Source organism: Streptomyces hesseae, assembly GCF_031845785.1.
GTDB classification, from domain to species: Bacteria; Actinomycetota; Actinomycetes; order Streptomycetales; family Streptomycetaceae; genus Streptomyces; species Streptomyces hesseae.
This window is the reverse complement of record NZ_JAVRFI010000003.1, coordinates 330929-345416: the sequence shown is the minus strand read 5'-3', so window position 1 is coordinate 345416 and position 14488 is coordinate 330929. Positions and strand designations below refer to the sequence as shown.

Below are 14488 nucleotides of genomic sequence, written 5' to 3'. Positions count from 1 at the left end.
TTTTGGCCGCAGCATGTTACCCGTTATCGTGGTGCGGTATGCCTGCGCGCACTGTGCGCCGGCAAAAAACTCTCACTAGGACCCGGAGAGAGCAATGCCTCCCAAGAAGAAGAAGATCACGGGGCTTATCAAGCTCCAGATCAACGCCGGTGCCGCGAACCCGGCTCCGCCGGTCGGCCCCGCGCTGGGTCAGCACGGCGTCAACATCATGGAGTTCTGCAAGGCCTACAACGCCGCGACCGAGTCGCAGCGTGGCATGGTCGTGCCGGTGGAGATCACGGTCTACGAGGACCGTTCCTTCACCTTCGTCACCAAGACTCCGCCGGCCGCCAAGCTGATCCTCAAGGCCGCGGGCGTGGCCAAGGGCTCCAGCGAGCCGCACAAGACCAAGGTCGGCAAGCTCACGCGCGCTCAGATCCAGGACATCGCCACCACCAAGATGCCCGACCTGAACGCCAACGATCTGGCTGCCGCCGAGAAGATCGTCGAGGGTACCGCCCGTTCCATGGGCATCACCGTCGAGGGCTGATCGGCTCCCGCCGACCTCTCCAGTGGCAGGGCCAAGCGCTGGCCCGGACCACGACTCCACGCTCAACCCTTCAGGAGCAGAAGTGAAGCGCAGCAAGACTCTCCGCGCTGCGGACGCCAAGGTCGAGGCCGGGCGCCTGTACGCCCCCCTCGAGGCCGTCCGTCTCGCCAAGGAGACCTCCGCCACCAAGTTCGACGCGACCGTCGAGGTTGCCTTCCGCCTGGGTGTCGACCCGCGCAAGGCCGACCAGATGGTCCGTGGCACCGTGAACCTTCCGCACGGCACCGGTAAGACCGCCCGGGTCCTGGTCTTCGCGACCGGCGACCGTGCCGAGGCCGCGCGTGCCGCGGGCGCCGACATCGTCGGCGCCGACGAGCTCATCGACGAGGTCGCCAAGGGCCGTCTGGACTTCGACGCCGTCGTCGCCACCCCGGACCTCATGGGCAAGGTCGGCCGCCTCGGCCGCGTGCTCGGTCCCCGTGGCCTGATGCCGAACCCGAAGACCGGCACGGTCACCCCGGACACGGCCAAGGCCGTGACCGAGATCAAGGGCGGCAAGATCGAGTTCCGAGTCGACAAGCACTCGAACCTCCACTTCATCATCGGCAAGGTCTCCTTCGACGAGACCAAGCTGGTGGAGAACTACGCCGCGGCGCTTGAGGAGATCAACCGTCTCAAGCCGTCCGCCGCGAAGGGCCGCTACATCAAGAAGGCGACCCTGACCACCACGATGGGCCCGAGCATCGCTCTGGACTCGAACCGCACCCGCAACCTCCTCGTCGAGGAGGAGGCCGTCTGAGGACGCCCTCCAGCGGGCGCGTAGTGGCGCTCTGAGCAGTACGGGCCGGGCCCCGCACCTCTTTCGAAGGTGCGGGGCCCGGCTCGATTTGCATCCATACGCACCTATCGCGTAATCTCCTGGAGAAGCCAAAGACCGCTGGTCGTTGCTGTGCCTCTATCCGGAGGTGTGGCGGCCGAAGGATCCGCTAGCTGCGGGCGACCTGCGCAGGTGTCAAGAGGATTGCACTCCCGCCGAGACGTAAGAGGATTACGTCCCCGCGGTCGAGTCACGCCCCGAGCGCCTGCGCCGGGGCGTTTCGTTTTGCCCAAGCCCCCTTCTCGCGCCTAAGCGGTCCGAATCACCCGGAAGGAGGCCGAGGCTCATGGCGACGTCCGCCAAGGCCACCGCGGTTGCCGAGCTCACGGACAAGTTCCGTAGCTCCAACGCCGCTGTGCTGACCGAGTACCGCGGGCTCACCGTGGCGCAGCTCAAGACGCTGCGCCGTTCGCTCGGTGACAACGCGCAGTACGCCGTGGTGAAGAACACGCTGACCAAGATCGCGGCCGAAGAGGCCGGCTACCAGCTCGACGCCCAGCTTTTCGCTGGTCCGACGGCTGTCGCCTTCGTCACCGGTGACCCGGTGGAGTCGGCGAAGGGTCTTCGTGACTTCGCCAAGGACAACCCCAACCTCATCATCAAGGGCGGTGTCCTCGATGGTAAGGCGCTGTCCGCCGATGAGATCAAGAAGCTTGCGGACCTCGAGTCCCGCGAGGTTCTGCTCAGCAAGCTGGCCGGTGCCATGAAGGGCAAGCAGTCGCAGGCTGCCTCGCTCTTCCAGGCGCTGCCGACGAAGCTCGTCCGCACTGCGGACGCGCTGCGCGCCAAGCTCGCCGAGCAGGGCGGTGCCGAGTAATTCGGCTCGCGCATTGATCGGCGCCACCAGGCGCTGATCGCAGCGGGCCGTACGCCCGCCGACATGTACATCCGGCACCTGCCGATTTAGTGGAAGGACCCGCCACCATGGCGAAGCTCACCCAGGACGAGCTGCTCGCGCAGTTCGAGGAGATGACCCTCATCGAGCTGGCCGCGTTCGTCAGCGCCTTCGAGGAGAAGTTCGACGTCACCGCCGCCGCCGCCGCGCCGGTCGTCGTTGCCGGTGCCGCCGGTGGCGCCGCTGCCGCCGAGGTCGAGGAGAAGGACGAGTTCGACGTCATCCTCACCGCCGCCGGTGACAAGAAGATCCAGGTCATCAAGGTCGTGCGTGAGCTGACCTCCCTGGGTCTGAAGGAGGCCAAGGACCTCGTCGACGGCACCCCGAAGCCGGTCCTCGAGAAGGTCGCCAAGGACGCCGCGGAGAAGGCCGCCGAGGCCCTCAAGGGCGCCGGCGCCTCCGTCGAGGTCAAGTAAGTACCTCGGGAGTCTGCCGACTCTCTCTCCGGCCCCAGGGCCGGAATCAACCAAGGGCGATCACCCGCACGGGTGGTCGCCCTTGGGCGTTCCCGGGACGGATGCGCGCATGGCGGCCCGGAGACGAGTATGGTGATCTTCGCCGCCTCACCGGGGCGGTGACCCGCTCCCAGCAGGGCGGGAAGGCGCCTTCAGCGGCCGCCGGGGGCCGAGGGGCCTTGACGAACGGCACGCCGCGCGCGATTCTCAGGACGCGTCCTACGGGCGCGCCGCCACATCGATCCTCCGTCCGAGGCATGGATCGAAGGCGGAGCGGGAAGTATCGTCATGCGCTTCCCGCGCATGGCTTGCGTCGGGCAGGACGCCAGGCGATGCGGAACAACAGGATCCCGGAGGGAGAGATTGGTATCGCACCGGTCTCCGGAAATCCGCTCTGGACATCAGTGGGCCAAGTGGCTACACTGACCCTTTGCGCTGCCTGTTAGCTGCTCCCTGCCCGTCACCAGGGGCATGCCCACTCTCGAGCACAGCTGATGGAAACCCCCTGAGCTGGGATTTCTCTCGTACGCGACGAGTGGGACCGGTACGCGCGTAGTGAGTCCGAGCCCTCGGAAGGACCCCCTCTTGGCCGCCTCGCGCAACGCCTCGACCGCCAATACGAACACCGGCGCCAGCACCGCCCCGCTGCGCATCTCTTTTGCGAAGATCAAGGAGCCCCTCGAGGTTCCGAACCTTCTTGCGCTTCAGACCGAGAGCTTCGACTGGCTGCTCGGCAACGCCGCCTGGAAGGCTCGCGTCGAGGCTGCGCTGGAAAGTGGTCAGGACGTCCCCACCAAGTCCGGTCTGGAGGAGATCTTCGAGGAGATCTCCCCGATCGAGGACTTCAGCGGGTCGATGTCGCTGACCTTCCGTGACCACCGCTTCGAGCCCCCGAAGAACTCGATCGACGAGTGCAAGGAGCGCGACTTCACGTACGCGGCCCCGCTCTTCGTCACCGCCGAGTTCACCAACAACGAGACCGGTGAGATCAAGTCTCAGACGGTCTTCATGGGCGACTTCCCGCTCATGACGCCGAAGGGCACCTTCTGCATCAACGGCACCGAGCGTGTCGTCGTCTCGCAGCTGGTCCGTTCGCCGGGTGTCTACTTCGACTCCTCCATCGACAAGACGTCCGACAAGGACATCTTCACCGCCAAGATCATCCCGTCCCGGGGTGCCTGGCTGGAGATGGAGGTCGACAAGCGCGACATGGTCGGCGTCCGCATCGACCGCAAGCGCAAGCAGTCCGTCACCGTCCTCCTGAAGGCTCTCGGCTGGACCACCGAGCAGATCCTCGAGGAGTTCGGCGAGTACGAGTCCATGCGCGCCACCCTGGAGAAGGACCACACCCAGGGCCAGGACGACGCGCTGCTCGACATCTACCGCAAGCTGCGCCCGGGCGAGCCGCCGACCCGTGAGGCCGCGCAGACGCTGCTCGAGAACCTCTACTTCAACCCGAAGCGCTACGACCTCGCGAAGGTCGGCCGCTACAAGGTCAACAAGAAGCTGGGCGCGGACGCCCCGCTCGACGCCGGTGTGCTCACGGTCGACGACGTCATCGCGACGATCAAGTACCTGGTGAAGCTCCACGCCGGCGAGGCCGAGACCGTCGGTGAGAACGGCACGGACATCGTCGTCGAGACCGACGACATCGACCACTTCGGCAACCGTCGTCTGCGCAACGTCGGCGAGCTCATCCAGAACCAGGTCCGCACCGGTCTGGCTCGTATGGAGCGCGTCGTCCGCGAGCGGATGACCACCCAGGACGTCGAGGCGATCACGCCGCAGACCCTGATCAACATCCGGCCGGTCGTCGCCTCCATCAAGGAGTTCTTCGGCACCAGCCAGCTGTCCCAGTTCATGGACCAGACCAACCCGCTGTCGGGTCTGACCCACAAGCGTCGTCTGTCGGCGCTGGGTCCGGGCGGTCTCTCCCGTGAGCGGGCCGGCTTCGAGGTCCGAGACGTCCACCCGTCGCACTACGGCCGTATGTGCCCGATCGAGACGCCCGAAGGCCCGAACATCGGTCTGATCGGCTCGCTCGCCTCCTACGGTCGCGTCAACGCGTTCGGTTTCGTCGAGACCCCGTACCGCAAGGTCGTGGGCGGCGTCGTCACCGACGAGGTCGACTACCTGACGGCCGACGAGGAAGACCGCTTCGTCATCGCCCAGGCGAACGCCCCCCTCACCGAGGACATGCGTTACGCCGAGTCCCGCGTGCTGGTCCGCCGCCGTGGTGGCGAAATCGACTACATCGCCGGCGACGACGTCGACTACATGGACGTCTCCCCGCGCCAGATGGTGTCGGTCGCGACCGCCATGATCCCGTTCCTCGAGCACGACGACGCCAACCGCGCGCTCATGGGATCGAACATGATGCGCCAGGCCGTTCCGCTGATCAAGGCGGAGGCGCCGCTGGTCGGCACCGGCATGGAGTACCGCTGTGCGGTCGACGCCGGTGACGTCATCAAGGCCGAGAAGGACGGTGTCGTCCAGGAGGTCTCCGCCGACTACGTCACGGTGGCCAACGACGACGGCACGTACAACACCTACCGCGTCGCCAAGTTCTCCCGCTCGAACCAGGGCACGTCCTTCAACCAGAAGGTCGTCGTGGACGAGGGCGCCCGCGTGATCACCGGCCAGGTGCTCGCCGACGGTCCGTCCACGGACGAGGGCGAGATGGCGCTCGGCAAGAACCTCCTCGTGGCGTTCATGCCGTGGGAGGGCCACAACTACGAGGACGCGATCATCCTGTCGCAGCGCCTCGTGCAGGACGACGTCCTCTCCTCGATCCACATCGAGGAGCACGAGGTCGACGCCCGTGACACCAAGCTGGGCCCCGAGGAGATCACCCGGGACATCCCGAACGTCTCCGAGGAGGTCCTCGCCGACCTCGACGAGCGCGGCATCATCCGCATCGGTGCCGAGGTCGTCGCCGGCGACATCCTCGTCGGCAAGGTCACCCCGAAGGGTGAGACCGAGCTGACCCCCGAGGAGCGTCTGCTCCGCGCGATCTTCGGTGAGAAGGCCCGTGAGGTCCGTGACACCTCGCTGAAGGTCCCGCACGGTGAGATCGGCAAGGTCATCGGCGTCCGCGTCTTCGACCGCGAAGAGGGCGACGAGCTTCCCCCGGGCGTGAACCAGCTGGTCCGCGTCTACGTGGCCCAGAAGCGCAAGATCACCGATGGTGACAAGCTCGCCGGCCGTCACGGCAACAAGGGTGTCATCTCCAAGATCCTCCCCGTGGAGGACATGCCGTTCCTCGAGGACGGCACCCCGGTCGACATCATCCTCAACCCGCTCGGTGTCCCGTCCCGAATGAACCCGGGACAGGTCCTCGAGATCCACCTCGGCTGGCTCGCCAGCCGCGGCTGGAAGGTCGAGGGCGACGAGGACTGGATGAAGCGCCTCCAGGCGATCGGCGCCGACGACGTCGCCGCCGGCACCAACGTCGCGACCCCGGTCTTCGACGGCGCCCGTGAGGACGAGATCGCCGGTCTCTTCGAGTCCACGATCCCCAACCGCGACGGCGAGCGCCTGGTGCTCCCGTCCGGTAAGGCCCGGATGTTCGACGGCCGCTCCGGCGAGCCGTTCCCGGACCCGATCTCGGTCGGGTACATGTACATCCTCAAGCTGCACCACCTGGTCGACGACAAGCTGCACGCTCGTTCGACCGGTCCGTACTCCATGATCACCCAGCAGCCGCTTGGTGGTAAGGCTCAGTTCGGTGGCCAGCGCTTCGGTGAGATGGAGGTGTGGGCGCTGGAGGCTTATGGCGCCGCGTACGCCCTCCAGGAGCTGCTGACCATCAAGTCCGACGACGTCACCGGCCGCGTGAAGGTCTACGAGGCGATCGTCAAGGGCGAGAACATCCCCGAGCCCGGCATCCCCGAGTCCTTCAAGGTGCTCATCAAGGAGATGCAGTCCCTCTGCCTCAACGTGGAGGTGCTGTCCTCGGACGGCATGTCCATCGAGATGCGGGACACCGACGAGGACGTCTTCCGCGCGGCGGAGGAGCTCGGTATCGACCTGTCCCGGCGCGAGCCGAGCAGCGTCGAAGAGGTCTGACGGGTCTGGTGGGGGCCTCGTAAAGAGGCCCCCACCGTCCCCGGACCCCCAGACCACTGATGTAGAGCCCATAAATCGCTAACGCGAGGGGCACGACCCTGAAAGAGGGATTGACGAACAGTGCTCGACGTCAACTTCTTCGACGAGCTGCGGATCGGCCTGGCGACCGCGGACGACATCCGGACCTGGTCCCACGGCGAGGTCAAGAAGCCGGAGACCATCAACTACCGCACCCTGAAGCCCGAAAAGGACGGACTCTTCTGCGAGAAGATCTTCGGTCCGACCCGGGACTGGGAGTGCTACTGCGGCAAGTACAAGCGTGTCCGCTTCAAGGGCATCATTTGTGAGCGCTGTGGCGTCGAGGTCACGCGCGCCAAGGTGCGTCGTGAGCGGATGGGCCACATCGAGCTCGCCGCTCCCGTCACCCACATCTGGTACTTCAAGGGCGTCCCGTCGCGCCTGGGCTACCTGCTCGACCTGGCCCCGAAGGACCTCGAGAAGGTCATCTACTTCGCCGCCTACATGATCACGTGGGTGGACGAGGAGCGCCGTACGCGCGACCTGCCCTCGCTGGAGGCCCACGTCTCCGTCGAGCGTCAGCAGATCGAGCAGCGTCGCGACGCCGACCTCGAGGCCCGTGCCAAGAAGCTCGAGTCCGACCTGGCCGAGCTCGAGGCCGAGGGTGCCAAGGCCGATGTGCGCCGCAAGGTGCGCGAGGGCGCCGAGCGTGAGATGAAGCAGCTGCGCGACCGTGCGCAGCGCGAGATCGACCGCCTCGACGAGGTGTGGAGCCGCTTCAAGAACCTCAAGGTCCAGGACCTCGAGGGCGACGAGCTGCTCTACCGCGAGCTGCGCGACCGCTTCGGCACCTACTTCATGGGTGCGATGGGCGCCGCCGCGCTGCAGAAGCGCCTGGAGTCCTTCGACCTCGACGAGGAGGCCGAGCGCCTCCGCGAGATCATCCGGACCGGCAAGGGCCAGAAGAAGACCCGTGCGCTCAAGCGCCTCAAGGTCGTCTCCGCCTTCCTGCAGACCCGCAACAGCCCCAGCGGCATGGTGCTGGACTGCATCCCCGTGATCCCGCCGGACCTGCGTCCGATGGTGCAGCTGGACGGTGGCCGCTTCGCGACCTCCGACCTGAACGACCTGTACCGCCGTGTGATCAACCGCAACAACCGTCTGAAGCGTCTGCTCGACCTCGGTGCCCCCGAGATCATCGTGAACAACGAGAAGCGGATGCTCCAGGAGGCGGTCGACGCCCTCTTCGACAACGGCCGTCGTGGTCGCCCGGTCACGGGCCCCGGCAACCGTCCGCTGAAGTCCCTCAGCGACATGCTGAAGGGTAAGCAGGGTCGTTTCCGTCAGAACCTGCTCGGTAAGCGTGTGGACTACTCCGCGCGTTCCGTCATCGTCGTCGGTCCGCAGCTGAAGCTGCACCAGTGCGGTCTGCCCAAGGCCATGGCGCTGGAGCTCTTCAAGCCGTTCGTGATGAAGCGCCTGGTCGACCTGAACCACGCGCAGAACATCAAGTCGGCCAAGCGCATGGTCGAGCGCGGCCGCACTGTGGTGTACGACGTCCTCGAAGAGGTCATCGCCGAGCACCCGGTGCTGCTGAACCGTGCGCCCACGCTGCACCGCCTCGGCATCCAGGCCTTCGAGCCGCAGCTGGTCGAGGGCAAGGCCATCCAGATCCACCCGCTCGTCTGTACCGCGTTCAACGCGGACTTCGACGGTGACCAGATGGCCGTCCACCTGCCGCTCTCCGCGGAGGCGCAGGCCGAGGCCCGCATCCTGATGCTGTCCTCGAACAACATCCTCAAGCCGGCCGACGGCCGTCCGGTCACCATGCCGACCCAGGACATGGTGCTGGGCCTGTTCTTCCTCACCACCGACGAGGAAGAGCGCAAGGTCATCGGTGAGGGCCGGTCCTTCGGCTCGGTCGCCGAGGCGATCATGGCGTTCGACGCCCGTGAGCTCTCGCTCCAGGCGAAGGTCGACATCCGCTTCCCGATCGGCACCGTTCCGCCTCGCGGCTGGGTTCCCCCGGTCGCCGAGGAGGGTGAGCCGGAGTGGCAGCAGGGTGACTCGTTCCGCCTGCGCACCACCCTGGGCCGCGCGCTCTTCAACGAGCTGCTGCCCGAGGACTACCCGTTCGTCGACTACTCGGTGGGCAAGAAGCAGCTCTCCGAGATCGTCAACGACCTGGCCGAGCGCTACCCCAAGGTCATCGTGGCGGCGACGCTCGACAACCTGAAGGCGGCCGGCTTCCACTGGGCGACCCGTTCCGGCGTCACCGTGGCCATCTCCGACGTCGTCGTTCCCGAGGCGAAGAAGGAGATCGTCAAGGGCTACGAGGCGCAGGACGAGAAGGTCCAGAAGCAGTACGAGCGCGGTCTGATCACCAAGGACGAGCGCACGCAGGAGCTCATCGCGATCTGGACCAAGGCGACCAACGAGGTTGCCGAGGCGATGAACGCGAACTTCCCCAAGACGAACCCCATCTTCATGATGGTTGACTCGGGTGCCCGAGGAAACATGATGCAGATGCGACAGATCGCCGGTATGCGTGGTCTGGTGTCGAACGCGAAGAACGAGACCATCCCGCGACCCATTAAGGCGTCGTTCCGTGAGGGTCTCTCCGTGCTGGAGTACTTCATCTCCACCCACGGTGCCCGTAAGGGTCTCGCGGACACCGCCCTGCGTACCGCCGACTCGGGTTACCTGACCCGTCGTCTGGTGGACGTCTCGCAGGACGTGATCATCCGCGAGGAGGACTGCGGCACCGAGCGCGGCCTCAAGCTGGCGATCGCCGTTCGCGGCGAGGACGGCGTCCTGCGCAAGACGGACGACGTCGAGACCAGCGTGTACGCCCGTATGCTCGCCGAGGACGTCGTCGTCGACGGCAAGGTCATCGCGCCGGCCAACGTCGACCTCGGTGACGTGCTCATCGGCCAGCTCGTCGCCCACGGCGTCGAGACGGTCAAGACCCGTTCGGTCCTCACCTGTGAGTCCGCGGTCGGCACCTGTGCCTTCTGCTACGGCCGCTCGCTGGCGACCGGCAAGCTGGTGGACATCGGTGAGGCGGTCGGCATCATCGCCGCCCAGTCCATCGGTGAGCCCGGTACCCAGCTGACGATGCGTACCTTCCACACCGGTGGTGTGGCCGGTGACGACATCACCCAGGGTCTGCCCCGTGTCGTCGAGCTCTTCGAGGCCCGTACGCCCAAGGGTGTCGCCCCGATCTCGGAGGCGGCCGGCCGCGTCCGTATCGAGGAGACCGAGAAGACCAAGAAGCTCGTCGTCACCCCGGACGACGGCAGCGACGAGACGGCGTTCCCGATCTCGAAGCGTGCCCGTCTGCTGGTCAGCGAGGGCGAGCACGTCGAGGTGGGCCAGAAGCTCACCGTGGGTGCCACCAACCCGCACGACGTCCTGCGGATTCTCGGCCAGCGCGCCGTCCAGGTTCACCTGGTCGGCGAGGTCCAGAAGGTCTACAACTCGCAGGGTGTGTCGATCCACGACAAGCACATCGAGATCATCATCCGGCAGATGCTCCGCCGCGTGACGATCATCGAGTCCGGCGACGCCGAGCTGCTGCCGGGCGAGCTCGTGGAGCGCTCGCGCTTCGAGTCCGAGAACCGTCGTGTGGTCACCGAGGGCGGTCACCCCGCCTCCGGCCGTCCGCAGCTGATGGGTATCACCAAGGCCTCGCTGGCGACGGAGTCCTGGCTGTCGGCCGCCTCCTTCCAGGAGACGACCCGAGTGCTGACGGACGCGGCGATCAACGCCAAGTCCGACTCGCTCATCGGCCTCAAGGAGAACGTCATCATCGGTAAGCTCATCCCGGCCGGTACGGGTCTGTCCCGCTACCGCAACATCCGGGTGGAGCCCACCGAGGAGGCCAAGGCCGCGATGTACTCGGCCGTCGGTTACGACGACATCGACTACTCGCCCTTCGGCACCGGCTCCGGCCAGGCGGTCCCGCTGGAGGACTACGACTACGGTCCGTACAACCAGTGAGTCGCTAGCTGATCGCGCACAGGGCGGTCACCCCTTCGGGGGTGGCCGCCCTGCGGCGTTCTCGGCGGTGTTCTCTCATGCCGGCCGGGGAGGAGGGCCTGTACGGCGGGCACGGGGCCGTTCGCGGAGCGCACGGGCCCGGGGGCCGATGCGGGCCCACAGGGCGCGGAGCGCGGCTTCGGGACCCGTACGGAGGGCACGCGAAGCGCCCATCGGGGTGTATCGGCCGGCCTCCGGTAGCCACCGGGAGGGGCCCGGCGGGGCCGGGGGGACGCTCTGATCTGCGACATATGCAGCACATCGGGGTGTCCTCCGCGTGTGCATTTGTTTTGACCGCAGCCCATGCTGTAGGTACGCTCTGACCTTGTGCCTGGGGTGTCCCTGGGCTCTCGCGCGTGCCTTCAGACCGTGTGAGAGGCCCAAAGCCGGACGGACCTAGCGGCCGGGAACATCGAAATCTGTGCTGATTCCACCCTCCGGTGGGGCGTGCGGGGCTCGACACGCCCGACCGCGTGGGTCGGCGGTGACGCCCGGGTTAGTTTTATCGAGATCACAGAAACCGGAGAAACGGTGCCTACGATCCAGCAGCTGGTCCGGAAGGGCCGGCAGGACAAGGTCGAGAAGAACAAGACGCCCGCACTTGAGGGTTCGCCCCAGCGTCGTGGCGTCTGCACGCGTGTGTTCACGACCACCCCGAAGAAGCCGAACTCGGCGCTCCGTAAGGTCGCGCGTGTGCGCCTGACCTCCGGCATCGAGGTCACCGCTTACATTCCGGGTGAGGGCCACAACCTGCAGGAGCACTCCATCGTGCTCGTCCGCGGTGGCCGCGTGAAGGACCTGCCGGGTGTTCGCTACAAGATCATCCGCGGTTCCCTCGACACGCAGGGCGTCAAGAACCGTAAGCAGGCTCGCAGCCGCTACGGCGCCAAGAAGGAGAAGTAAGAATGCCTCGTAAGGGCCCCGCCCCGAAGCGCCCGGTCATCATCGACCCGGTTTACGGCTCCCCTCTGGTGACGTCGCTGATCAACAAGATCCTCCTGCACGGCAAGCGCTCCACCGCCGAGCGCATCGTGTACGGCGCCATGGAGGGTCTGCGCGAGAAGACCGGTAACGACCCGGTCATCACCCTCAAGCGCGCCCTCGAGAACGTCAAGCCGGCGCTCGAGGTCAAGTCCCGCCGTGTCGGTGGCGCCACCTACCAGGTGCCGGTCGAGGTCCGTCCGGGCCGCGCCTCCACCCTGGCGCTGCGCTGGCTGGTCGGTTACTCCCGCGCTCGTCGCGAGAAGACCATGACCGAGCGCCTCATGAACGAGCTGCTGGATGCCTCGAACGGTCTCGGCGCCTCGGTCAAGAAGCGTGAGGACACGCACAAGATGGCCGAGTCCAACAAGGCCTTCGCGCACTACCGCTGGTAGTCACAAACCCCATCGAGAACCGAGAGAAGACTGAGCCATATGGCCACCACTTCGCTTGACCTGGCCAAGGTCCGCAACATCGGGATCATGGCCCACATCGACGCGGGCAAGACGACCACCACCGAGCGCATCCTCTTCTACACCGGTGTTTCGTACAAGATCGGTGAGGTCCACGACGGCGCTGCCACGATGGACTGGATGGAGCAGGAGCAGGAGCGCGGCATCACGATCACGTCTGCCGCGACGACCTGCCACTGGCCGCTCGAGAACGTCGATCACACGATCAACATCATCGACACCCCGGGTCACGTCGACTTCACCGTCGAGGTGGAGCGTTCCCTGCGTGTGCTCGACGGTGCTGTGACCGTGTTCGACGGTGTGGCCGGTGTCGAGCCGCAGTCCGAGACGGTGTGGCGTCAGGCCGACCGTTACGGCGTGCCGCGCATCTGCTTCGTCAACAAGCTCGACCGCACCGGTGCCGAGTTCCACCGCTGTGTCGACATGATCGTGGACCGCCTCGGCGCCACCCCGATCGTGATGCAGCTGCCGATCGGTACCGAGGCCGACTTCAAGGGCGTCGTCGACCTCGTCACGATGAAGGCGTTCGTCTGGTCGGCCGAGGCTGCCAAGGGCGAGATGTACGACGTCGTCGACATCCCGGACACCCACGCCGAGGCCGCTGAGGAGTGGCGCGGCAAGCTGCTCGAGGCCGTCGCCGAGAACGACGACGAGATGATGGAGCTGTACCTGGGCGGCGAGGAGCCGACCGTGGAGCAGCTGTACGCGGCCATCCGCCGCATCACCATCAACTCGGGCAAGGGCGGCGGCGCGACCGTCACCCCCGTGTTCTGTGGCACCGCGTTCAAGAACAAGGGCGTTCAGCCCCTGCTCGACGCCGTGGTCCGCTTCCTGCCGTCGCCGCTCGACGTCGAGGCGATCGAGGGCCACGCGGTCAGCGACCCCGACGAGGTCGTGAAGCGCAAGCCCTCCGAGGACGAGCCGTTCTCCGGTCTTGCCTTCAAGATCATGAGCGACCCGCACCTCGGCAAGCTCACCTTCGTCCGGGTTTACTCGGGCCGCATGGAGGCCGGCACCCAGGTGCAGAACTCCGTGAAGGGCAAGAAGGAGCGCATCGGCAAGATCTACCGGATGCACGCGAACAAGCGTGAGGAGATCGACGCGGTGGGTGCCGGCGACATCGTCGCCGTCATGGGTCTGAAGCAGACCACCACCGGTGAGACCCTCTGCGACGCGAGCAACCCGGTGATCCTCGAGTCGATGGACTTCCCGGCTCCGGTCATCCAGGTCGCCATTGAGCCCAAGTCCAAGGGCGACCAGGAGAAGCTGGGTGTCGCCATCCAGCGCCTCGCCGAGGAGGACCCGTCCTTCCAGGTCCACACGGACGAGGAGACGGGCCAGACCATCATCGCGGGTATGGGCGAGCTGCACCTCGACGTGCTGGTCGACCGTATGAAGCGTGAGTTCAAGGTCGAGGCCAACGTCGGCAAGCCGCAGGTCGCGTACCGCGAGACGATCCGCAAGGCCGTCGAGCGGATCGACTACACGCACAAGAAGCAGACTGGTGGTTCCGGCCAGTTCGCGAAGGTGCAGATCGCGATCTCGCCCCTCGAGGGCGACGGCTACGAGTTCGAGAACAAGGTCACCGGTGGCCGTATCCCGCGGGAGTACATCCCGTCCGTGGACGCGGGTTGCCAGGAGGCCATGGAGTTCGGTGTTCTGGCCGGCTACCCGCTGACCGGCGTCAAGGTGACGCTGCTCGACGGTGCCTACCACGACGTCGACTCCTCCGAGCTCGCGTTCAAGATCGCCGGTTCCATGGCGTTCAAGGAGGGTGCTCGCAAGGCATCGCCGGCTCTGCTCGAGCCGATGATGTCGGTCGAGGTCACCACCCCCGAGGACTACATGGGTGACGTCATCGGCGACATCAACTCCCGCCGTGGCCAGATCGAGGCCATGGAGGACCGTCACGGCGCCAAGCTCGTCAAGGGCCTGGTTCCGCTGTCGGAGATGTTCGGCTACGTCGGAGACCTCCGCAGCAAGACCTCGGGTCGCGCAAGCTACTCGATGCAGTTCCACTCCTACGCCGAGGTTCCGCGGAACGTCGCCGAGGAGATCATCGCGAAGGCCAAGGGCGAGTAACCCACTCCCGTCTCTACGGGCGTGATACACGCTTTAGGCTTGACACCGGCTGTCGGGGCATTCCGCCAC

Annotated in this window: 9 protein-coding genes; all 9 read left to right on the top strand. The window is 66.3% G+C overall.

Going from position 1 to position 14488, the window contains the following annotated elements:
* Nucleotides 1-94: 94 nt before the first annotated feature.
* Complete coding sequence (gene rplK / locus RM609_RS07510) at nucleotides 95-529, top strand: 50S ribosomal protein L11 (protein ID WP_311608955.1); 435 nt, start codon at nucleotides 95-97, stop codon at nucleotides 527-529.
* 82 nt (nucleotides 530-611) lie between these two features.
* Complete coding sequence (rplA, locus tag RM609_RS07505) at nucleotides 612-1328, top strand: 50S ribosomal protein L1 (protein ID WP_311608953.1); 717 nt, start codon at nucleotides 612-614, stop codon at nucleotides 1326-1328.
* Nucleotides 1329-1692: 364 nt separating this feature from the next.
* Nucleotides 1693-2223 (top strand): 50S ribosomal protein L10, encoded by a 531-nt coding sequence (gene rplJ / locus RM609_RS07500; protein WP_311608951.1) that lies wholly within the window; start codon nucleotides 1693-1695, stop codon nucleotides 2221-2223.
* 107 nt (nucleotides 2224-2330) lie between these two features.
* Complete coding sequence (rplL, locus tag RM609_RS07495) at nucleotides 2331-2717, top strand: 50S ribosomal protein L7/L12 (RefSeq protein WP_126914720.1); 387 nt, start codon at nucleotides 2331-2333, stop codon at nucleotides 2715-2717.
* A gap of 624 nt (nucleotides 2718-3341) precedes the next feature.
* Nucleotides 3342-6824 (top strand): DNA-directed RNA polymerase subunit beta, encoded by a 3483-nt coding sequence (gene rpoB, locus RM609_RS07490; RefSeq protein ID WP_311608949.1) that lies wholly within the window; start codon nucleotides 3342-3344, stop codon nucleotides 6822-6824.
* 120 nt (nucleotides 6825-6944) lie between these two features.
* Nucleotides 6945-10844, top strand: coding sequence for a DNA-directed RNA polymerase subunit beta' (locus RM609_RS07485; RefSeq protein WP_311608948.1), 3900 nt, complete (start codon nucleotides 6945-6947; stop codon nucleotides 10842-10844).
* Nucleotides 10845-11414: 570 nt separating this feature from the next.
* A complete protein-coding gene (rpsL, locus tag RM609_RS07480) occupies nucleotides 11415-11786 on the top strand; it encodes a 30S ribosomal protein S12 (RefSeq protein WP_003948652.1) in 372 nt (123 codons plus the stop codon).
* 2 nt (nucleotides 11787-11788) lie between these two features.
* Nucleotides 11789-12259, top strand: a complete 471-nt coding sequence (gene rpsG / locus RM609_RS07475; protein ID WP_004950419.1) for a 30S ribosomal protein S7 — start codon at nucleotides 11789-11791, stop codon at nucleotides 12257-12259.
* 39 nt (nucleotides 12260-12298) lie between these two features.
* Nucleotides 12299-14419, top strand: a complete 2121-nt coding sequence (fusA, locus tag RM609_RS07470; protein WP_311608946.1) for an elongation factor G — start codon at nucleotides 12299-12301, stop codon at nucleotides 14417-14419.
* Nucleotides 14420-14488: the final 69 nt, after the last annotated feature.